Genomic DNA, 20,966 nt, shown 5'->3' on the forward strand with positions numbered 1-20,966 from the left:
GATTTCGTGTTTGACCAGGAGTTTCTGAGAGCGGCACTTATCGGCGGACCGGTGATTCTGTTTTCACTGACCGTCCACGAGTACTTCCATGCGTGGAGTGCCCTCAAGTTCGGTGATACCACCGCCCGCGATCTCGGACGGTTGACTCTGGATCCGACCAAGCACCTCAGCCTGATGGGGACCCTGGTGATGGTTCTGTCGCAGTTCACGTTCGGGTGGGCGAAGCCGGTGCCGGTGAACTTGATGAACGTGCGCGACGTCCGCAAGGCTGACTTCTGGATATCGTTCGCCGGACCGCTATCCAATATCGGACTCGCGCTGGTCGCGGGGCTGGCATTCCACGTGTTCTCCCCGGTGTTTGGCTCAACGTTCTGGGAGTTCCTCCGCTATGCCGTGATTATCAACCTCGCCCTGGCCTTCTTCAACATGATCCCACTGTTTCCGCTCGACGGTTCGCACATTCTGCGGTCGGTGCTTCCGGCCAGGTACGACGAACCGATCGCCCGGTTCGAACAATTCGCGCCGTTCGTCCTGATAATCCTGGTTGTCACCGGCGGTGTGTGGATGATCATCGGCGGTCCGGTCACGTATTTCTATTCCTTGCTGGTGCCATGAGATGGACACTGATCAACCACCTTCAATCACCGGTCTCCGGTCCCTTCATATCGCAGCCGTTGCCGTCGCGCTTTCTGTGGTTCTCGCTCTGATTTCCGGATGCGGGACCGGCCGCAGGCATATATCGACCACAACAGAGACTACTCCGCTAACTTTCGACAAGCGCGTTGCCGAGGCCTACCTGTTCGATACGGAGATCGAGTACCGGGACAAGTACAGCTCCGTTCGTCTGGAATTGTACGCCGCCGACTCTATTGTCGGCGTCGCGGGCCGCAGCTATCTGGGCAAAGGCGCGCTGGACGGTTGGCTCACACGGGACTCTGTACTGATACTTTTTCCGTCCAGCGGCGAGTATGTTGAAGAAGCAGTGCCGGACCTGATTGGAGCGATCGAGTGCACAAACGGGACAGTCGCACAGATCGATTTGCTGACGTTGTTGTACGAGCAGCCTTCCCGGTCGAATGTGGGGACCGGCATATCGATCACACCCGACTCCGCGAACCAGGATCGGCCGTGCTACTCGCTGTCGATGCCGGGCTGCCTGTGGCGGATCGACCTGTGCTACGACCGTCGTGAGATCGGATGGCGCATTCGCGAATTCTCGTATACGAACGGTGATAACCTCTCGATTTCAGCCAGACGCCGGGAATACAAAGCCGAAGTAACTGCCGGGCCGGACAAGTTTGCCGTGACCATCCCGCCCGATGCCCTTCGCATCAGTCCGTGACATAACATTCCCTTCATTGACTTTCGGGCGAGAGATCTGCATCTTAGACTCTTTAGTTCCCAAACGGAGTGTGCCGGTGAGCCTTTACAGACGTACGTTTGCCTCGCTAAAACCCTACTGGAAACAGCTCGTGATCGCTTCGCTGGGTGCGGCGGTGTACGCCTTGCTGTCGGGGCTTCTCGTCTGGATGGCCGGTCCGCTGTTGACGACACTTTTCGCAGTCGATCCGGCCGCGGTCCTGTCCGGCTCAGCCGATCCGGGGCTGCCCCACGCCGCGGCCGAGCCCGCTCGGGAAGTGGCCGGAGAAATTCAAGGCGGGCTGGAGGGATTCCGTGAGACGCTCAAGACCTGGATCGAGAGCCTGGTGGAGGCCGACACTCGGGTCGATACCCTGTTCAAATTCTGCGTTCTCATTCTGGTGATTGTCGTCGTCAGAAACATTTTCTACTACCTGCAGGGGTTCTATATCGCGTACGTGCAGCAGTCCGTTGTCCGTGACTTCCGGGATGCGCTCTTTTCAAAATACCAGCGGCTTTCGCTCGACTATTTCCACAAGCGACGCACCGGTGAGATCATCTCCCGGGTCACCAATGATGTGGTGGTGTTGAACCAGTCGATCGATATCGGCTTCCATCAATTGATAACGGACAGTGTCATGGTGCTCGTGTTCCTCGCCTTCGTGATTATCCTCAGCTGGAAACTCACGCTGCTGTCGTTTATCGTCATGCCGGTTATTTTCGGCTTTATCTGGTTCATCGGGAAAAAGATGCGCAAGTACTCGGAGAAGGCGCAGCGACGGATGGCCGACGTGAATTCGGTGCTCGAGGAGGCGGTCAATAACACGCGCATCGTCAAGGCCTTCTCGATGGAGGAATTCGAGAAACAGAAGTTCTTTCGGAGCACCTACAACTACTTTCGGCAGCTCCTGCGCATGACACGGGTTCGACACCTGTCACTGCCGATCAATGATTTCCTGACGACCCTGGCCGGCGTGGTGATTCTCCTGTATGCCGGTACGCAGATTATCGAGGGAACAGGGGAGATGTCGGCGGGGGACTTCATGACGTTCACGATCGCCATGTTTGCTATGATCAAGCCCGTCAAGAACCTGACTTCCATCCACGTCAAGCTGCAGGAGGGTATGGCTGCCGCGTCGCGCATATTCCGCGTGCTCGATACTCCGGAAACCATCACGGACGCGCCCGATGCTCGGACCGTTGGCCGATTCTCCGAACGCATCGAGTACCGCGACGTTTCGTTTGCCTATGTTCCCCATGAGCCCGTGCTGCAAGGCGTGTCATTCGAAATCCGGCGCGGGGAAGTGGTTGCCGTTGTGGGACCATCCGGCGCCGGCAAGTCAACTTTGTTCGACTTGCTGCCGCGCTTTTACGATCCCCAACAGGGCGCCATATTGCTCGACGGGCACGACATCCGTTCCCTGACCCTCGCCTCGCTGCGTTCGCTGATGGGCATCGTCACGCAGGAGACATACCTGTTCAACGACACCATTCGCAACAATATTGCCTATGGACAGACCGGCGTGAGCGAGGATGCGTTGCTCCAGGCGGCGCGTACGGCGAATGCCGATCGGTTCATCAGCCAGTTCGAGCGCGGATACGACACCGTTGTCGGGAATCGCGGCGTACGGTTGTCAGGCGGGCAGCGGCAACGAATCGCGATCGCGCGGGCGCTGCTGAAGGACCCCGAGATTCTCATTTTCGATGAAGCGACATCGTCACTTGACACTGAGTCGGAAGCACTTGTGCAGGAAGCGATCGATCGCTTGATGACCAGCCGAACCACACTCGTTATTGCCCACCGGCTGTCCACGATCAAAAACGCCGACCGAATTCTCGTGCTGGACGGCGGACGCATCGTTCAGCGAGGAACGCATGATGAGCTTGTGGAGCAGGACGGCATGTATCGGCGACTGTATCAAATGCAGTTCCGGGATACCGGGGATCATCATGCTTCGTGACCTTCCACACGGTCCGGTTTCGGCGAGACGCCTGGCGGCAACCGGCCGCCGTATCGGTGAAGGACAGGTCCGTCCATGACACTGCTCAAGCGTCTGGAGTTCAGAGTGAAAGCCCTGGCGTTTGGGTTGTTCAGGGTTTTGCTGAAGAAGGGCCGGCCGGAACGTATCCCGCTGGATGCGTCCCGCATGACGAGAATCCTGTTTCTCCGGCCTGATCGGATCGGCGACACTGTGACGTCGCTGCCGCTGTTCGATGCGCTCAAGGCCGCGTATCCGAACGTGAGACTGGCGGTGTTCGCCTCGCCCAAAAACATTTCATTGATCGATCGCGATCCGCGCTTCGAGCGGATTTACTGCTATCGGCGCAACATACTGCACGACTTCAGGCAGGTGCTGCAGATTAGGCGGGAAAAGTTCGACTGTGTCGTTGATCTGCTGGCCGACGACTCTGTGACTTGTCTTTTCCTGTCGCAATCATGTGTCGCCGATGCGCCCCGGATCGGCGTCCGCAAGAGACGGTTTGCGCAATACTACGATTACACCTTCCATCCGGGCGAGGATAGCGAACTGCACATGATCGATATCAACCTGCAGATGTTGTCAGCATTCGGAATCAAGCCGGATTCGTCGGGTTATGCCGCGCCGTTCGTTCCCAGCGATGATGCTGTGCGGGCGGATCGCTTTTTCGCACACCTGCGTCAGCAGGCGCCGAATGTGCCCGTGATGATCGGTGTCAATCTCTCACAGCGCGGCCCGAACCGATTTTGGGGTTTGGAGAAGTTCGAACACCTGATACGGCGCATTCGCCAGGATTACCCGCAGTGTCGCATCATTCTTATAACGGCGCCTCCTGATCGGCAGCGCGGCGATGAACTGGTTGAGCGACTGGGTGGAGTTGTGGCGCAGGTGGAGCCGAATCTGGGTCTTACCGGCATATCAGCCGTGCTGGCCCGACTCGACCTGCTGATATCCCCGGATACGTCGCTGGTTCATATCGCCCGCTCGTTTCGGGTTCCGGTGGTTGGTTTCTATCCATCCTTTAAGGGGATTTACCGTCAATGGTGCCCGTACGATCAGCCGGAAGGACTGGTGCTGTCGCATGGTGAAGACAACATTTTCAATATCACCGCCGACCAGGCATATGAGGCTTTCTCGCGTCTCGTGCGCAAGCATCAGCTGGTGAGCTTATGAAGAGATTGTCGGTAGTCGTCATTACCCGGAACGAAGAAGCGAATCTGGAACGCTGCCTGAGCTCGGTGGCGTTTGCCGACGAGCTGATCGTTGTGGACAGCCATTCGACAGACGGCACCGAGCGAATCGCCCGCGCGTACGGAGCAACTTTCGAGACGATCGATTGGACTGGTTTCGGTCCGGCCAAACAGGCAGGCGTAGATCTGGCACACGGGGAGTGGGTATTATCACTTGATGCGGATGAGGCGTTGTCCGATTCCCTGCAATCCGAGATAAAACAGGTTATTGCTGCGTCGGACAGCCCGGACGGCTTCTACATCCCGCGCCGGACCAGTTTTCTTGGTCGCTGGATTCATCACTGCGGCTGGTACCCGGACTACGTCCTGCGGCTTTTCCGGAGGGGGAAAGGCAGGTTCGACGGGGCTGCAGTACACGAGAAAGTACTGGTCGACGGTACGGTGGAGAGACTTCAAGGGGAATTGCTGCATTACAGCTATCCCGATCTGGACAACTACTTCGTCAAGTTCAACCGGTATACAACTATGGGCGCGCTGGAGGCATATCGGGCCGGGAAACGGGCCGGTTGGTATCACATCGTCGTCAAGCCGATCGCCAGTTTCTTCGTGCATTATGTGGTGCGCCAGGGATTTCGCGACGGCTTGGAAGGATTTCTTATCTCTGTCTTGTCTTCCGGCGCTGTTTTGGTTAAATATGCCAAACTCAGGGACCTCCGACGAAGACAAGAGAAGTAGCAACCGCCTATGAGCAAGATTCTGGAACTTCAGCCCGGTGACCGCATCCTGATAAGCAGGACCGACCGTCTCGGCGACCTCGTACTGGCGCTGCCGGTGGTTGAGACCATCAAGGCAAGGTATCCCGAGTGTCGTGTCGACGTCATATCATCGCTTTACGCATCGCCCATATTGGAGAACAACGACAAGATTTCGGGCATTCTCCGCGTGCAGAACGATCAGTTGCTCACCAGCAAGCCGTACAAAAAAGAGCTGCTGATGAAAGTCAAGAAGGGGGACTACAAGGTTGTAGTGGTGCTGTATCCGGAAAGACAGATAAGTCGCCTTTTCTACCAGGCGGAGATCCCGCATCGCCTCGGGACGGCAGGACGCTTTCACTCCGTTTTCTTCAACCACCGCCTGCTGCACAGCCGGAAGGCGAACCGAAAGCACGAGTCGGAATACAACCTCGACTTTTTGCGGTTTTTCCGTAAGGGGCCGACTATTAAGACGCCGACCGTATATCCGACCGACAAGGAGCTGCGCAACGCTCGTCGCATTCTCGGCGAGGTGAATATCAACGCCCCGTTCATTGTCCTGCACCCCGGTTCCGGTGGTTCCGCTGATCGGTGGCCGGTCGACAAGTTCATAGACTTGTATGCTATGCTGGATGCCGAGAACCTGCAGGTAGTGCTTTCCGGTTCTGATAATGAAGGCGAGATGATCGAAGAAGTCGCCGCCCGCAACGGCGTATCGGTGCGCAAGATCACCGGAGAGACCGACCTTCGGACGCTGGCCGCGGTGCTGTCGCTGGCGTCGGTTGTCGTCGCCAACTCAACCGGGCCGTTGCATCTGGCGGTGGCGGTCGGTACCCGCGTGGTTGGCCTCTACCCGGGCAGGCAGATCATGTCGCCGGTGCGCTGGGGTCCGGTGGGGAAGGGACACAAAGTGTTGCAGCCGCCGATGCCACCGCTCAACGGCGGGGGCGAACGGGTCGACAATATGGATCAGATCCCGGCCCAGACGGTCGCAAGGGCAGTCCGCGAAGCGTTTGCGGCCTCGGTCAGGCAGAAATAGATATGGCCGTAACGGAGAGTTGTACTGTGAATCTCGCCGAGTTTATCATCAAGATAGAGTCGTACAACTCGAATATCGACATCCCCCTGATCCGGCGTTCGTTCGAGTTTTCGGACAAGGCGCACGCCGGGCAGAAACGCCAGTCCGGGGAACCGTATATCGAGCATTGTCTCGAAGTTGCCTTTTTCCTGGCGGAACTCCACATGGACTCGGCTACCATTGCGGCCGGCATGATTCATGACGTCGTGGAGGACACCTCGTACACGATCGAAGATATCCGCGCGGAGTTTGGCGACGAGGTGGCCGATCTGGTGGACGGCGTGACCAAGCTGGGCGCGATCCACTTCAACTCCAAGGAAGAGCAACAGGTCGAGTACTTCCGTAAGATGCTGCTCAGTATGGCCAAGGATGTCCGCGTTATTCTGATCAAGCTGGCCGACCGCGTTCATAACATGCGGACTCTGCATCATCTCCCGGCCGACAAACAGAAACGTATCGCACTGGAAACGCGTGAAGTCTACTGCCCGCTCGCGCATCGCTTCGGTATCAACAAGGCCAAGGTGGAACTCGAAGACCTTTCCCTCAAGTTTCTCGAGCCTGACGTGTATGAGGACCTGGCCGAGCGAATTCAGGAGCGCAGGGACGAGCGCGAGAGTTACATCCAGTCGGTGGTGAAGCCCCTGAAAGACGCACTGGCGAGAGACAATATTATCGCGAGCGTTAACGGCCGGGCCAAACATCTGGATTCCATTCACCGAAAGATTATGGTGCGGCGTGTCCCGTTCGAAGACATTTACGATCTGTTCGCCATTCGTGTCCTGGTTAACAACGAACGCGAGTGTTATCACGCACTCGGGATTGTTCACTCCATGTGGAAACCGGTAACGGGCCGTTTCCACGACTATATCGCCAATCCCAAGCCCAACGGCTACAAGTCGCTTCACACCACCGTGTTCGGGCCTGACAACAAGCGCGTGGAAATACAGATCCGTACCCACCAGATGCATTATGTCGCCGAAAACGGCATTGCCGCGCACTGGCTCTACAAGGAAGGTCGCCAGCAGATGAGCAAGGACGACCGCCAGATGAGCTGGCTCCGCGACATTCTCGAGTGGCAGAAAGACACCACCAACCCGACCGAATTCCTGGAATATCTCAAGATCGACCTTTACTCCGAGGACATCTTCGTCTTCACCCCGAATGGACGTCTGGTACACCTGCCGCGCGGCGCGACGCCGCTCGACTTCGCGTTCCAGATCCACACCGAGGTGGGCATTCATTGCGCGGGAGCTAAGATCAACGGACGCCTGCAGCCGTTGTCGACCAGGCTCAATTCCGGCGACAAGGTCGAGATCATCACGAACCCGAACCGGACGCCGTCACACGACTGGCTGAAGATGGTGGCGTCGTCAACCGCCCGGACGCGCATCAAGCGATGGCTCAAGCAGGCCGGATTCGAGCAATCCGTGGCGCTCGGCCGGGAGATGCTCGATCGAAAGCTGAAAGAACTCCGCCTGCCGTACCCCTCGGATGACGCGCTCCAGGAGTACGCCGAACACCTCGATCGAAAGACCGCCGACAATCTGCTTGCCGGAATCGGCAACGGCTCAATATCACTGCAGTCGGTGATTACGCAGATCCAGCCGGAAGAGAAGAAAGAAACTCCCGGGCTGGTAAGCAAGGTCATTGACCGCATTCGACGGTCAAAAGGTATCAAGGTCCAGGGGCTCGACAACATGATGTTCCGGTTTGCCGGATGCTGTCAGCCCGTACCCGGGGACAGCATTGTCGGATTCATCACCCGGGGACGGGGAGTGACGATACACCAGGCGGAGTGCCCGTCGGCCATCGAACTCAACAACCAGTCTCCCGAGCGGCGGATCGAGGTGAGCTGGGATACCAGCCGCGACCAGTCTTTTGTCGTCCAGCTCGAGATGGTGGTGGAAGATCGCAAAAACATGCTTCGCGACGTTTCCCAGGCGATTGCAGACGCCAATACGAACGTACGGGGCGCGGAGATGTACGCGCAGGATACGACTGCAACGGGCAGATTCGTGATCGAAGTCACCAGCCTTACCCACCTCAATCGCGTAATTGAGAAGGTCCGCAAGGTAAAGGGCGTGATTTCGGTCAAGCGCGCCCACACCCGCGATACCGCGAAAGAGGAAGCCGACTCCGAGGACGTCGACTGATAGTTACTCGAAGACGACGTCCAAATTCACCGACTGACCGTCGCGTTCCACCACTACCACGATACTATCGCCCTTGCGGAATTTGCCGAGTGCATTCATGTACGCATAGATGTCGTCTATCACGTACTCGCCCATTTTTACGATAATGTCGCCTTCCACGAGGCCGGCTCGCTCCCCCGGACGTCCCGGCGACACTCCGTCCACGCGTAGCCCCTTGACCTCAGCGATGTAATCCGGCATGATTCCGAGGGTGACGGAAAATGACATCCTGCCCTGGTCGGGAGCCTTGGTCTTCTGAAAGGCGAGAGGTTCCGGGTATGAATCAAAGTAGTCGACTACCGACCTGATGATATCGGCAACACGCACGATCCCGTCCGAATCGATCAACTCGACATCATCCTGCGGCTTGTGGTAGTCGTTGTGTGCCCCGGTGAAAAAATGCAGCACCGGGATGCCGCGATTGTAGAATGCCGTGTGGTCCGACGGTCCGGTGCCGGACTCCTTGGACGTGAGCTTGATCTGGTCGCTGGTCAGCGTGTCGAAGAACGCCGCGAACTGGGTCGCGGTCCCCGTGCCGAAGATGGCAAGCCCGCTTTCCTGGTCGCGCAGGCGACCGATCATATCCATGTTGATCATCATCCGCACCGCCGTCGACTCCGGCATACTGCGGGAATAATGACTCGATCCCAGCAGTCCGGCTTCCTCTCCGGAAAACGCCGCGAACACCATAGAGTGGTGGATACTGTCGCGACGCGCAGCGAAATAGTGTGCCAGTTCGACCAGGGCCGAGGTCCCGGAGCCGTTGTCGTCCGCACCGTTATGAATCATCGTCTCCTCACCAAGATAACGGGAGCCTGAACCGGGACCGCCCCATCCCAGATGATCGTAATGGGCGCCGATAATGATCGCCGTATCGGTCTGTCCGGGCAGCACGCCGACTACATTGTACCCCGTGTCCCTCACCGTAATCAGTTCGACCCTGCCTTCGGCGGCGAAGGGCGTCGGGTCGGTGATATCGATGCCCAGCGACTGCATGGCTGTCCGGCGCAGATAAACAATCGGCACCTCTTTCGGATTGGCTCGGGTTGCACTCATCATCACCAGTGTGTCGTCCTGTGTCGGCGGCGTGTAGAAGAAGATGCCGGCCACGTTATGATCGAGCGCATTGCGGATCTTGTCGGTGATCGAGCTGTACAGGTTGAAATCGGTGTGCGGGTACGCCGCTGTATCCTCGGGGGCATACCGGGCGATGAGAACGGCTTTGCCGGCTACGTCTTTGTCTTCGTAGTCGTCGTAGAAACCGCCATCATCGGTAATGCCGAATCCGACCGGGACCACGGAGTCAAACGAAAACGACATACTTCCTGATTGCGTGAAAGGCTCGAAGTCATCGCGGAGCTGCAACTCGGTGCCGTTTACCGCCAACCGAATCGAGGCGCCCAGTTCGATGTTTTTGATGAATTCGAACGCCTGCCGCCAACCGCCGTCATCGCCTCCCGGCACGAGGCCGATCTGCTGAAGTTCCGCGATGATATAGTCGGCTGCCTTCCATTCTCCAACCTCGCCCACGCGGCGCCCCTCCAGCGAGTCATGCGCCAGTACGGCGATATGCTTGTGGATGGAATCCGACGTGATGACGTAAGGTTCCGCGTGCGGCTGTATCGCTGCGGCAAACAGCACAATAACAGCAATGGCGATGGCCGTGAACTTCATTTGGACTCCTTGATCACTGGTCGTTTGTCAACATGCCGTCAAGTATACTCGCGAACCCGGAGTCTGTCACTGATTTTCTCGGGCCGCTTGTTCGGAAAAAGTGGACTTAGCGCGTATAAGGGTATACATTGTTCTGTTACAACCGGCGTCGCCTGCGGTGAATGCAGCGTGCGGAAGGTATCCCTGAACACGGAGAGGTTCGTTTACGATGGCAGTGAATAGATCGAAGAATACGACGCGTCGCGATGCGGTTGTCATCGGCGGCGCCCTTGTCGTGATTGTCGCCGGGTACTTCCTGTTTCGCGAGCGGCAGGAACCGCCGCAGCCGCCGCAGCAGGCCTCACTTTCACCCCACGGCGGCATGAGCGAAGGCATGGGAGGCTCGGATTTCCTCAACGAACTCCCCACCGACTACGACGGCCTCGTTCAGGTGGGCCACCAGTACATGGATAACAACAACTTCGCCGTAGCGGCGGAGTGTTACCGTCGCGCCCTCGCGATCGACGGTTCCTCGACAGATGTCCGCACGGACTTCGGTGCGTGTCTTCACGGCATGGGGCTGCCCGAGCGGGCACTCCAGGAGTTCGACAAGGTACTTGGAGCCGAGCCGGGGCATGTCATCGCCACGTTTAACAAGGGTATCGTGTACCTCGGCCTGAACCAGAACGACTCGGCCCGGGTCTGGTTCGAAAACGTACTGGCCCTCAATGCCGATCCGCAGATGCAGGATCGAGCGAGAGAACTCATCCGGCAGCTCGGTGGTTGATACCGCTTTTACAGCAGTCGCACGGTGGGCCGATGGCGTCTGGACGTTGCTGATTGCGTCGGCCCTCTGGTTTCTGATCGGACTGGTGCTGGCCGGACTTCTCTGGCACTGGCTGCGTGGACGTTCGCTGGCTCGCCGGATGGCCGGCAACGACTTTGGGGGAGTGGTTCGTGCCGCATTGATCGGCATTCCGCTGCCGCTGTGCTCCTGTTCGGTACTGCCGATCGCCTCGCAGCTCAGGTCTTCGGGAGCGAGCCGCGGGGCAACCGCGGCTTTCCTGGTCTCAACGCCGGAAACCGGGGTGGACTCGATCGCCCTTACCTATACGCTCACCGACCCCATCCTGACTATTGCTCGTCCCGCCACGGCTTTCGTAACAGCGGTCGTTGCCGGGTCAATGGAAACGCTGTTTTTCAACCGAACGGAACCTGACGAGCTGATCGACAAACCGCGCGAACAATCCAGCCGCGGGCAGGAGGTTGATGTTCCGGATGAACGCCGAGGCATCGCCCATTCGATCAGATATGCTTTCACAGACCTTATGGGAGACCTCGCTCCTTACCTCCTGTTTGGGTACCTGCTGGCCGGTCTGGTCGGGGCATTGTTCGGTCAACAGCTCACCGATCTCCCTGAGATACTGCGTTCGGGCTGGGGCGGTTATGCCGGAGCAGTAATCGCCGGTTTGCCACTGTATATCTGCGCGAGCAGTTCGACCCCTTTGGCTGCGGTACTATTGGCCGGGGGCTTTTCACCCGGCATGGTGCTCGTTTTCATGATGACGGGCGCCGCCACTAACCTCTCGGCCATAGCGGTCGTCCGGAAAATCCTCGGCTCGGCCGGCACGATGCGCTACCTGCTGGCGATCGCGGTGGTCTCGATCGGTTTTGGGCTGATAACCGACCAGGTCTATCAATTCCTCGAAATTGACCCGTCGTACCAATTTGCCTCAGGGAAGGATGCGTCGTCCTGGTACGACGTGGCAGCGGCCGTTTTGCTCGGGGTGATGATGGCCTACTGGACCGTCAGGGCGACTACGAGACGGCTGGCCAGTTTCTTCTTGAAGTAGCACCAGGTTTGGTCGTTACTTTCAATATGACCGGACGTAAACTTCTCACTTCACCGATGGCTCGGGCAGTGCTGGATTTTGTCTTCCCGCCGCTGTGCCCGGGATGCGGTGAGTATCTCGATGGCGAACACCCGATATGCGGGACCTGCCGCGGACGGTTTGATACCTACGAATTCCCGTTCTGTATCCGTTGTCGCCTGCAGATTTCCGTTTGGCCGGAATGTCCTTCGTGCCGCTGCTCTCTTCTGCCGCTTTTTGCATACGGCAACTACGTTGACCCGCTCAAGCAGGTAATCCTGGAAATGAAGTTCCGGGGGATGCTCGATTCTATCCCGGAACTGGTTGACGGATTGACCGAAACGTTCGGCGAACGAATCGCGTCGCGTCAGGCCGATTGCCTAGTGCCGATTCCGCTACATCCGGCCCGGGAGTACGCGCGCGGGTACAACCAGGCGCTTGAAATCGCCAGTGCGCTGTCCTGCCGGCTGGAGCTGCCCGTGCAACGAGGGCTTTTGTACCGACATGCAAAGCGAAAGCCGCAGCAGACCCTTCCCGCCGCCCGTCGCGCCACCAATATCCGCGGTGTATTTGACGTGGCCGGTTCCGATCTGGAAGGTGCACGCGTGCTCCTGGTTGATGATATTGTTACGTCCGGCGAAACGGCGATGGAAGCAACAAGAGTGCTTGAGGCCGCAGGTCACCGGGTGGTCGGCGTTATCGCTCTTGCGCACGGGCTGTGAGGGTTTGAGCGGTGATTGCGAGTTTGATCGACGATTTCCTGCAGCATCTTCGGCTGGAACGCGGGCTTTCGACGAACACGATCGATGCTTATCGCTCCGACCTTGCCGCCTTTCAGCACGCCTGCAAAATACAGGAACTTACGGGCTACACTCCGTCGGTGGTCGCCGGTTACTTCTCGCGCCTGGCCAAGGAGGGCCGCCGGCCGGCCACGCTGACCCGCAAGATCTCCAGCGTCAGGCACTTCTTTGCCTACCTGCAGCAGTCCGGTCGCATCAAAGAGAACCCCGCGCTGATGTACGCTGCGCCCCGGATCGCCCGTTACCACCCCGACTACTTGTCGCCCGAACAGATCGATTCGATAATCCGCGCGGTCGATCCGGAGTCGGCCACTGCCGCAAGGGATCGCATGATCGTGGAGGTACTTTACGGTTGTGGGCTCCGCCTGTCCGAATTGATCAACCTCCGAAAGCAGGATATAGAGTTTGAAGCCGGATTCGTGAGGGTCACCGGCAAAGGCGGTAAGCAACGGCTCGTGCCGATAGGGGACTACGCCCGAAAGGCGGTGCTGTCCTATCTTGACCGGCGGGCGGCATCGGACTCGGACGAAAACCTGCCGCTCGTGTTGAATCGCTTCGGGAAACGATTCTCGAGAGTTGGGCTCTGGCAGATAGTCAGGAAGCTGGTCAAACGGGCGGGTCTGGCAAAGAGGGTCACGCCCCATACCTTCCGCCATTCATTTGCGACCCATCTCATTGAGGGAGGGGCGGATCTGCGAGTTGTACAAGAAATGCTCGGTCATGCCGATATATCTACTACCGAGATTTACACGCAGATAGACCGAGACTATATCATTGCTGAACACCGAAAATATCACCCTCGAGAGCTGGCCGGGTTTAGAGGCGCCAAAAAGCAGGCATAAGCCTGTCTACCACTTTGCGCTGCGCCAGCGGGGGCTGAATATCGACTTCCACATTGAACACTTCTTTCGCGATAAAGAAATCTCTTTCCATTATTTCGATGATTTCCCGACTCTGATGACCATCTGCCAGCGCTTCCCCGTTTCCACGATTATCATGGGCGGCCATTCCGACTTTTTCCGCGAAATAGACCTTCTCCACAGCATCAAGCAGAATGCCTTCCTGTCAATAATCCCGGTCATCCTGTACCATCCCGACCCGGCCCAGATGGTTGTTCTGGCGGCCTATGAAAACCAGTGCGATGACTTCATTCACGGCGAGTGGCACGACCGGATTGTCGAAGCACGCATCCGTCGCGTTATCGAACGCAGCCGCCGAGACCTGGCGATCAACCCATCGACCCAGTTGCCTGGCCCCGGCCTGATTGAGGACGTAATCCAGCAGCAACTGGACATGCGGGCCGAGTTTGCCGTCTGCTACGCCGACCTGGACAATTTTAAAGCCTATAACGACTATTACGGATACACGGCGGGCGACCGGGTGATCCGGCTCACCGGCAGGATCATTCGCGACACCGTGTTTGATCTTTGTCGCGAAGGTTTCGTGGGGCACATCGCCGGGGACGATTTCATCTACGTAATTCCAGTCGACATCATCGACCAGACATGCAACTGGGTGTTGAGGACCTTTGACTCCTTGATCCCCTATCGCTACGAAGAGGAAGACCGGGATCGGGGTTCGATCACGACCCTGAGCCGAAAAGGGGAGATCGAGAAATACCCCATCCTTACGATGTCCATTGCGGTGATCATAAACCAGGACGGCAAGTTCCAGCATATCGGTGAACTGTCGAAAATGCTCGCAGATTTGAAGAAAGCCACGAAAGCCAAGGCCGGATCAAACTACCTGATCGAGCGTCGTCAGAAATACTAAAGTGTCTCTCTCTCGCCATATTCCCCGCAAAGTTCGACACAAAGAGACACGTTCCAGGCACAATCGTCAATGCTGAGACGTTGCGCAAATTCTGCGCCACGGCACCGCGGCTCACACACCACAGAAAACTTTTCCGGGCCTGGTTGTGTTTTATTTTTGACTGCACTGGAACTGGCATATCGTTCTCTCTGTAGAAGTGATGGAGGAAAGGCATCAGGAGCCACTTTGGCGTTACAAGGAGGATTGCGGTTCTTTCCGTCGCATGTGGATGAGCGATTCCCTGTGCGGCGTGAATTATCTTGACAGGCAAGGACAAACGAGGTAGGTTGTTCACGTACCGAGAGCACATTTCTTTTGCCTTCCGATTGCACTATCTCAAGAGTAACACGTCCGTACAATACAGATATCGTTTTGCGCAGTGGAAGAACGGCGTTTCGGGAGCGATAGTGACATTGCCCTGAATGCCGAAAGCGTTAACCCAATCAGCCCTTAGGGGGTGAAGCCTTGATGAAACGTGTAAACCTGATAACGCTTGTCGTCGCACTGGTTATAGCACCGTGCCTGGTGTTTGCGGCCGCCAATAAGGTTGCTGTAGGTACTGCCGTGACCATGACTGACAATACCGTAACCGTACCACTCGAGATCGCCAATCAGGATGACTTTGTGGCGGCCGATATTCCGCTGCGGTTTTCGGAAGGCGTTGCGCTTGAAGCAGTCTCGTTTGAGGGCACACGAGTCGAGTATTTCGATCTCGCCGTGTCCAATATCGATAACGAGAACAACACGGTCGTGATCGGACTGGTCAATCAGCTGAGCGCAGAGCGGAAAGCAGCCCTTTCCGAAGGATCCGGCCCGGTTGCATACCTGACCTTCCGGATCGAAGATCCGTCGCTGACAGAGATCACATTGGAAGCGACCGAGATGGAGAATCCGCGTCATCAGTTGATGTTCATTTATAACGAGATCACGGAGACGGGTCCGGTTGGGCCGCGCCGCGAAGATCCGGTGTTCGAGAGCGTCGCGTTCTCGCTGACCGGAGACAATGCGGAGTTGCCGACGGAGTTCGCACTCGCTCAGAACTACCCGAACCCGTTCAACCCGACCACGACGATTTCGTTCAGCCTGCCGACCCCCGGCGCGGTCTCGCTCGAAGTCTTCAACGTGCTCGGACAGAAGGTGACGACACTGGTTGACGGCGACATGGCCGCCGGTATCCACTCGATTGAGTGGGACGGCAAAAATTCCGCCGGTGTTGGCGTTTCGAGCGGTGTTTACTTCTACCGCATCGCAACCGACAACTTTGTTGACACCAAGAAGATGATGATGCTGAAGTAAGCGCTTTCGTATGCTGCCCCTGAGGTAGAGAAGTTAGCGCGTTCTGTAAAGGTTTGACGGAGAAGCCCCGCTGTCTGGTCACAGCGGGGCTTTTCGTTTGCGTCAGGCCGCACTTATTGCTGTCCCACAGACGGGTTTTTCGCAACTGCTGCGTTCCCGAGGCGTCGAGGCAACTGTGGTTCACCCGTGATATCGTGTTATCGGCTTGCTGTACAAGCAGATATCAAACTGCGGGAAGAGCCGGCATGCGCTTTGCAATACATATATGAGTGTTGTCGCCCAGTGTGGACCTCGTGTTGTACAGGCGATGACGCGTCGCAGCCATTTCCTCGGCGGTTTTGGCGGTTATATCGCCGGAGAACTCACAGGCTGCATTGTGAGGTGAGGCGGTCCCGTCTGTAACGCGCAGTCGGGACCTATTATTTTCACCCGCTCGCTGGCCTGTGCCGGATGCCTCAACGGATGATGACGAACTCCAGGTCTTTGTCCTGTGCCGCCGGCACGGAAACCTCCAGCGCTTGTTCACTGTCATAGACTGCCACCCGTACCTGCCCCGCGTGGCGCGCTTTGGTGTAGCGGGCGGTAATCATCGCTGCTTTGTTGATGTTCTCGTCGGTAAGGGGACCGATGAGCAGCGTTACCGGTGAACCGACTTCCAGTGCCTCCAGCCGACGGTGATGCGGACGTTTCAGCCTGAGCAACTGGGCATTGTCCGACTCGTTCCTTCCCACAACCACCTTGGTATGACGGTCCAGTCGGAAGTGGCGACCTACTCGCAGGAGATTCAAATCGTCGAACGTAATGCGTTCGGTGTGGGCGAGCAAGTCACGAAGGCGGTTCGAATAACCTTCGTCAGTCAATAAACACCCGGCCGCGGGCGTGGGATAGTCCTCCAGTCCGAACTGCGCCGCCAGCTCCATCTGCCGTCTTCGGCCGCGACCGGATATCCCTTCCAACAGGTCACGATTCACCATCCCGGAAAGCTCCGGTTCGGAGGGTGGGAGGAGCTTAGCAGACAGCGGCCGCAGCAGTTTGCCTCCGAGCCCGGACTCCTTTAAGACAAGATTCATGCGATTCCGGACCTGTGAAAACGGACGCTGCCCCATCACCTCGCCCGTGATGATAAAGTCGGCTCCGATCATTTCCATGTAGTTTTTTGCTTCCGTCAGCATGAGGATCCGGCAGTCGATGCACACGTTCATATGAGCGCCACGGCCGAACCGCGGGTTCTCGACGATATCGACGAACTTCTGTCCCAGATGCATGAGCTTGACGTTGAAGCCGAATCGTTCAGCCATCGGATACGGATTCGAACCACAAGATGAACGATCCTTGAGATCACATCCGAAGTGCGTCATGAATGTCAGCGCCGTCACTTCGATGTTCTGTCGAAGCAACAGCAGTATGGCGAGAGCCGAATCCAGTCCGCCGGAGAACAAGGCAACGGCATGTCCTCGCGGTTCGGTCGGTCGTGCGTATGAATCCATCAACTCCATTTTGTATCCTGCCGTGAGGCGATGCCTGTGTTTCCCGATGTGATACGCCGCCCGGACATCGGCGTTGGCGGTATAATATACGACTTGCATCGCCATACGCAACGTCCTGAATTGCCTTGACTTGCCGGTTGTTGGCGGCTACCATTGCCAGAAAACAGAAAGGACGACAGCGATTCTCTCCGCTCTGAACAACTGGCTCAAGCACATGGCCCGCGAATACCAGGCGTTGTTCTTTTTCTCTCTGCGGATGCTGCGGGCGGTGTTCTCCCGGACGTTCTACGTTACGGAGACCATGGAGCAGATGTATTTGATCGGGGTTGGTTCGCTGTACCTCGTCTTGCTTGCCGGCGCCTTTGCGGGCCAGGGATTTGCCATCGCCTTCGCCAACGAACTGGCCGACTTCGGGGCGAAGAACTACCTCGGTCGTATCATGTCGATCGCTATCGTCCGCGAACTTGGTCCGACCCTGACCGGACTGATGGTCGCCGCGCGTGTCTCGGCGGGCATCACCGCCGAAATCGGCGCCATGAAGTCCTCCAATCAGCTCGATGCCATGCTGGCGTTCGGGATCGATCCGGTTCGCAAGCTGGCCGTTCCCCGGTTGCTGGCGCTCGTACTGATGGTACCGGCCCTTACCATTGCCTGTGACGCGATCGCGATCATCGGCGGGTGGCTGATTGCCGCGGTCGTCGCTAAGATGAGCGTCACTATCTACTGGGCGTCAGTCAAGGAGCGGCTGGTTTTCGGCAACATCTTCATGGGTCTGCTCAAGCCGTTTATTTTTTCGTTTTTCATCGCCTTTATCGCCTGCTACAAGGGCTTCTCGGCCGAAGGCGGCACGAAAGGCGTGGGCCGGGCGACTACCGAGTCCGTGGTGATGTCATCGATCATGATCCTGATCGTCAACTTCTTTTTGACCAAGCTCGTGCACGGCGCGATCAAGGGGTATTTGTGATCGAATTGCGCAACATTTCGTTCGCGTACGATGAACGGCCGATTCTGAAGAATGTCTCGTTCAGCGTCGACGAGACCGAATCGACCGTCGTCATGGGACCGTCGGGATCCGGCAAGTCGACCATACTGCGCCTGATCATGGGACTGGAGTGTCCGCAGAAGGGGGAGGTGCTGTTTGACGGTCGGGATATCTGCGTGATGTCGGAGCGAGACAAGCAGGAAGTCCGAAAGCGAATCGGCATGGTCTTCCAGGACGGCGCGCTGTTCGATTCGCTCACGGTCGGCGAGAACGTCGGTTACTACCAACTGGAACACACGAGATTGTCTCGTCAGGACATCGAGCGCAACGTGATCGAGATGCTGGGGTTCGTGGGGCTCGATGCCGAGCAGATTATCGACGTGCTGCCCGACCATCTCTCGGGCGGAATGCGACGGCGTGTCGCGATCGGCCGGGCGCTGCTGTCGACCAACCCGCGCGTCATGCTGTACGACGAGCCGACGACAGGGCTCGACCCGGAATCGACGGAGACCGTGCTGCGGCTGATCAACAAGGCAACGGTCGAACGAAACATATCGACCATCGTCGTAACGCACCAGATTCCCGACGCCATAGCGGTGGCCGATCGGTTTATCGTCATCCACTCGGGGGAGCTGGTGTTCGACGGCAATCTGGATGAACTGCGCGAGTGCACGGAGCCACGGGTGCAGCAGTTTCTGCTTCCGTTTCGCAATTCTATCGGCCACGTGGCGGCGCGAAGATTTGTGTAGCGGGCGGGGGCGGCAGCCACGATAATGCACAAAGGAAACTGAACAGACAGGGCAATTGAGCGAATGAAACGATCCATCCATGTCGGCTGGGGCAATCTGAAGACCGGAATTCTGCTGCTGGTCGCGACCGTACTGCTGTTCTGGGCGTCGTTCACCGGCGGGGGCAGTTCGATTTTCCAGCCCAAGAACGAATTTGTCGCCTTTTTCGGCAACGTGAACGGCCTGCTGCCCGGCGCGCCGGTCTGGATGTCGGGCGTTGAAGTGGGCAATGTCAAGTCGGTCCAATTCGTTAACATCTCGCCCGACAAGCAGGTGAGGCTCGTCTGCCGTGTCGAAGAAAGTGTGTGGCATATGGTCACCGAGGATGCCACTGTCCATCTCGGCACGATCGGGTTTCTGGGCGACAAGTACGTGGAGGTCGTGCCGGGGTCCAAGGACAAGCCGGTGATCGCCGACGGTGACACGTTGACTACGGTGCCGGTGGCGGATGCTTCGGCGCTTTTCGAATCCGGCGAGCGCGCGTTTGATAATGTCGGCGGGCTGGTGAACAATCTCGACACGCTGCTCGGCCGGATGAACGCAGGCGAAGGGACGCTGGGCAAGCTTGCCACCGACGCCGAATTGTACCGTAACATGACGGCCCTGCTGGCCAACCTGACGAAACTGACAGCCGATCTCCAGCGCAACCAGGAGCGGATCGTGTCGTCGATCGAGAAGACCGGCGATGCGCTCGAGCGGGTGAGCGTCCAGGCGACAGAAAACACCGGCACGCTCGGCCGGATGATGAACGACCCGAAGCTGTACGACAATCTCGCCGCAACATCGGCGCGGCTCGACACGATCATGACTTATATCCAGAATGCCGAGGGCTCGCTTGGTCTTCTGGTGCAGGACACCGGGCTGTATATCGAGATGGTGAACCTGCTGCACCGGACGAACAATCTCGTGGCGGATATCGAGAGAAACCCACGCAAGTACCTCAAGTTCTCGGTGTTTTAGTCTATATTCCTTCCGCAAGCACGCGTGGTGCACGGGGACGTACACCACGCACCGGCTGTGTGTGACCGCGTGGTGCACGGGGACGTACACCACGCACCGGCTGTGTGTGACCGCGTGGTGTACGGGGACGTACACTGCGCGCAGCGGGTGTGATCTTCTTGCGGCACATAGCCTTTCCTGAACCGACAGCCGGTTGTCAGCCCGTTCCCCAATCCAAGAAAGTCGCTGTACAAGTGTGTCCGCGAGAGGGTTACGGGGAAATGGGTTTGTTTTGTTATTTTTAGGGGGTCCCATATTTCTTTTCTTTCCGATCGGAGGCAGGACTTGCGGCGCACGGAGACGTACGGTGCGCACGAGGGCAAGGGTTGTGCTATCGACAGCGGCATGGCAGTTCCTCTCATTTACTTATAGCGGGGCGGCCATTTTTTCCATCGGGTTGGTAGGAAAAGTGCGGGGTGTACGGGGACGTACGGTGCGCATGGGAACCGGTGGGAGGGGTGGTGGTGTCAGCACCGTTTGCGGGAGAGGTTGGTTTAGTTCGTGGAGTCAGGGGACGTACAAACGGAGCTGACCTACGGGTAGGACGCAGGTGGAAAACAAAATGCGTGGGGAGACGGTGCGATTTGACCGAACCCCGACGTTCGCCACGGCGGGTGGGCACCGGACGAAACGGAATGAAGGGGTGGTGGTGTCAGCACCGTTTGCGGGAGAGGTTTGTTTAGTTTGACGAGTTGGTGGATGTGCAAACGGAGCTGACCTACGGGTAG

At 57.7% G+C, this 20,966-nt stretch carries 18 protein-coding genes; 16 read left to right on the top strand and 2 right to left on the bottom strand.

Features of this window, described 5'->3' with window-relative positions; translation table 11 throughout:
• Window positions 1–6: 6 nt before the first annotated feature.
• The 7 genes from RBT76_14475 (at window position 7) to RBT76_14505 (ending at window position 8,511) form a co-directional block, all read left to right on the top strand.
• Window positions 7–615: a site-2 protease family protein gene (locus RBT76_14475; protein ID MDX9858988.1), complete on the top strand. Its 609-nt coding sequence runs from the start codon at window positions 7–9 to the stop codon at window positions 613–615.
• Window position 616: 1 nt separating this feature from the next.
• Window positions 617–1,342: a hypothetical protein gene (locus RBT76_14480; protein ID MDX9858989.1), complete on the top strand. Its 726-nt coding sequence runs from the start codon at window positions 617–619 to the stop codon at window positions 1,340–1,342.
• 76 nt (window positions 1,343–1,418) lie between these two features.
• A complete protein-coding gene (locus tag RBT76_14485; GenBank protein MDX9858990.1) occupies window positions 1,419–3,320 on the top strand; it encodes an ABC transporter ATP-binding protein in 1,902 nt (633 codons plus the stop codon).
• Window positions 3,321–3,395: 75 nt separating this feature from the next.
• The gene (locus tag RBT76_14490) at window positions 3,396–4,511 is read left to right on the top strand and encodes a glycosyltransferase family 9 protein (GenBank protein ID MDX9858991.1); all 1,116 of its coding nucleotides are present in this window, start codon (window positions 3,396–3,398) and stop codon (window positions 4,509–4,511) included.
• A complete protein-coding gene (locus RBT76_14495) occupies window positions 4,508–5,263 on the top strand; it encodes a glycosyltransferase family 2 protein (GenBank protein MDX9858992.1) in 756 nt (251 codons plus the stop codon). Before RBT76_14490 ends, RBT76_14495 begins: the two co-directional genes overlap by 4 nt.
• A gap of 9 nt (window positions 5,264–5,272) precedes the next feature.
• Window positions 5,273–6,319, top strand: coding sequence for a glycosyltransferase family 9 protein (locus tag RBT76_14500; protein MDX9858993.1), 1,047 nt, complete (start codon window positions 5,273–5,275; stop codon window positions 6,317–6,319).
• Between the two features lie 26 nt (window positions 6,320–6,345).
• Window positions 6,346–8,511, top strand: a complete 2,166-nt coding sequence (locus RBT76_14505) for a bifunctional (p)ppGpp synthetase/guanosine-3',5'-bis(diphosphate) 3'-pyrophosphohydrolase (GenBank protein ID MDX9858994.1) — start codon at window positions 6,346–6,348, stop codon at window positions 8,509–8,511.
• A gap of 3 nt (window positions 8,512–8,514) precedes the next feature.
• Here the strand turns inward: RBT76_14505 and RBT76_14510 are convergent, their stop codons facing one another.
• Complete coding sequence (locus tag RBT76_14510; protein ID MDX9858995.1) at window positions 8,515–10,224, bottom strand: M28 family peptidase; 1,710 nt, start codon at window positions 10,222–10,224, stop codon at window positions 8,515–8,517.
• 208 nt (window positions 10,225–10,432) lie between these two features.
• Between RBT76_14510 and RBT76_14515 the strand changes: the two genes are divergently transcribed.
• From RBT76_14515 to RBT76_14540, 6 genes are all read left to right on the top strand, one after another.
• A complete protein-coding gene (locus RBT76_14515; protein MDX9858996.1) occupies window positions 10,433–10,990 on the top strand; it encodes a hypothetical protein in 558 nt (185 codons plus the stop codon).
• Window positions 10,932–12,056 (top strand): SO_0444 family Cu/Zn efflux transporter, encoded by a 1,125-nt coding sequence (locus tag RBT76_14520; protein ID MDX9858997.1) that lies wholly within the window; start codon window positions 10,932–10,934, stop codon window positions 12,054–12,056. Before RBT76_14515 ends, RBT76_14520 begins: the two co-directional genes overlap by 59 nt.
• Before the next feature lie 26 nt (window positions 12,057–12,082).
• Entirely contained in the window at window positions 12,083–12,796 is a 714-nt protein-coding gene (locus tag RBT76_14525) for a ComF family protein (protein ID MDX9858998.1), read from the top strand.
• An 11-nt stretch (window positions 12,797–12,807) separates the two neighbouring features.
• The gene (locus tag RBT76_14530; GenBank protein ID MDX9858999.1) at window positions 12,808–13,716 is read left to right on the top strand and encodes a tyrosine recombinase; all 909 of its coding nucleotides are present in this window, start codon (window positions 12,808–12,810) and stop codon (window positions 13,714–13,716) included.
• Entirely contained in the window at window positions 13,649–14,647 is a 999-nt protein-coding gene (locus RBT76_14535) for a GGDEF domain-containing protein (GenBank protein MDX9859000.1), read from the top strand. The genes RBT76_14530 and RBT76_14535 overlap by 68 nt, the downstream gene beginning before the upstream one ends.
• A gap of 507 nt (window positions 14,648–15,154) precedes the next feature.
• Window positions 15,155–15,982: a T9SS type A sorting domain-containing protein gene (locus tag RBT76_14540; GenBank protein MDX9859001.1), complete on the top strand. Its 828-nt coding sequence runs from the start codon at window positions 15,155–15,157 to the stop codon at window positions 15,980–15,982.
• Between the two features lie 455 nt (window positions 15,983–16,437).
• Here the strand turns inward: RBT76_14540 and RBT76_14545 are convergent, their stop codons facing one another.
• Complete coding sequence (locus RBT76_14545) at window positions 16,438–17,574, bottom strand: hypothetical protein (GenBank protein ID MDX9859002.1); 1,137 nt, start codon at window positions 17,572–17,574, stop codon at window positions 16,438–16,440.
• Window positions 17,575–17,599: 25 nt separating this feature from the next.
• Here RBT76_14545 and RBT76_14550 point away from each other — a divergent pair, with 25 nt between their 5' ends.
• The 3 genes from RBT76_14550 to RBT76_14560 all read left to right on the top strand — a co-directional run bounded on the left by RBT76_14550 (window position 17,600) and on the right by RBT76_14560 (window position 20,199).
• A complete protein-coding gene (locus tag RBT76_14550; GenBank protein ID MDX9859003.1) occupies window positions 17,600–18,433 on the top strand; it encodes an ABC transporter permease in 834 nt (277 codons plus the stop codon).
• A complete protein-coding gene (locus RBT76_14555; GenBank protein MDX9859004.1) occupies window positions 18,430–19,200 on the top strand; it encodes an ATP-binding cassette domain-containing protein in 771 nt (256 codons plus the stop codon). Before RBT76_14550 ends, RBT76_14555 begins: the two co-directional genes overlap by 4 nt.
• Before the next feature lie 63 nt (window positions 19,201–19,263).
• Window positions 19,264–20,199, top strand: a complete 936-nt coding sequence (locus RBT76_14560) for an MlaD family protein (protein MDX9859005.1) — start codon at window positions 19,264–19,266, stop codon at window positions 20,197–20,199.
• The last annotated feature ends 767 nt before the right edge of the window (window positions 20,200–20,966 follow it).

The sequence above is a fragment of the Candidatus Zixiibacteriota bacterium genome, from assembly GCA_034003725.1.
Classification (GTDB): Bacteria; Zixibacteria; MSB-5A5; order GN15; family FEB-12; genus WJMS01.

Bases quoted from the DNA above. Each gene is read 5' to 3' on its own strand.
- RBT76_14480 (MDX9858989.1), top strand. From the start codon at position 617: ATGGACACTGATCAACCACCTTCAATCACCGGTCTCCGGTCCCTTCAT.
- RBT76_14490 (MDX9858991.1), top strand. From the start codon at position 3,396: ATGACACTGCTCAAGCGTCTGGAGTTCAGAGTGAAAGCCCTGGCGTTT.
- RBT76_14495 (MDX9858992.1), top strand. From the start codon at position 4,508: ATGAAGAGATTGTCGGTAGTCGTCATTACCCGGAACGAAGAAGCGAAT.
- RBT76_14500 (MDX9858993.1), top strand. From the start codon at position 5,273: ATGAGCAAGATTCTGGAACTTCAGCCCGGTGACCGCATCCTGATAAGC.
- RBT76_14510 (MDX9858995.1), bottom strand. From the start codon at position 10,224: ATGAAGTTCACGGCCATCGCCATTGCTGTTATTGTGCTGTTTGCCGCA.
- RBT76_14515 (MDX9858996.1), top strand. From the start codon at position 10,433: ATGGCAGTGAATAGATCGAAGAATACGACGCGTCGCGATGCGGTTGTC.
- RBT76_14520 (MDX9858997.1), top strand. From the start codon at position 10,932: ATGCCGATCCGCAGATGCAGGATCGAGCGAGAGAACTCATCCGGCAGC.
- RBT76_14525 (MDX9858998.1), top strand. From the start codon at position 12,083: ATGACCGGACGTAAACTTCTCACTTCACCGATGGCTCGGGCAGTGCTG.
- RBT76_14540 (MDX9859001.1), top strand. From the start codon at position 15,155: ATGAAACGTGTAAACCTGATAACGCTTGTCGTCGCACTGGTTATAGCA.
- RBT76_14545 (MDX9859002.1), bottom strand. From the start codon at position 17,574: ATGGCGATGCAAGTCGTATATTATACCGCCAACGCCGATGTCCGGGCG.
- RBT76_14560 (MDX9859005.1), top strand. From the start codon at position 19,264: ATGAAACGATCCATCCATGTCGGCTGGGGCAATCTGAAGACCGGAATT.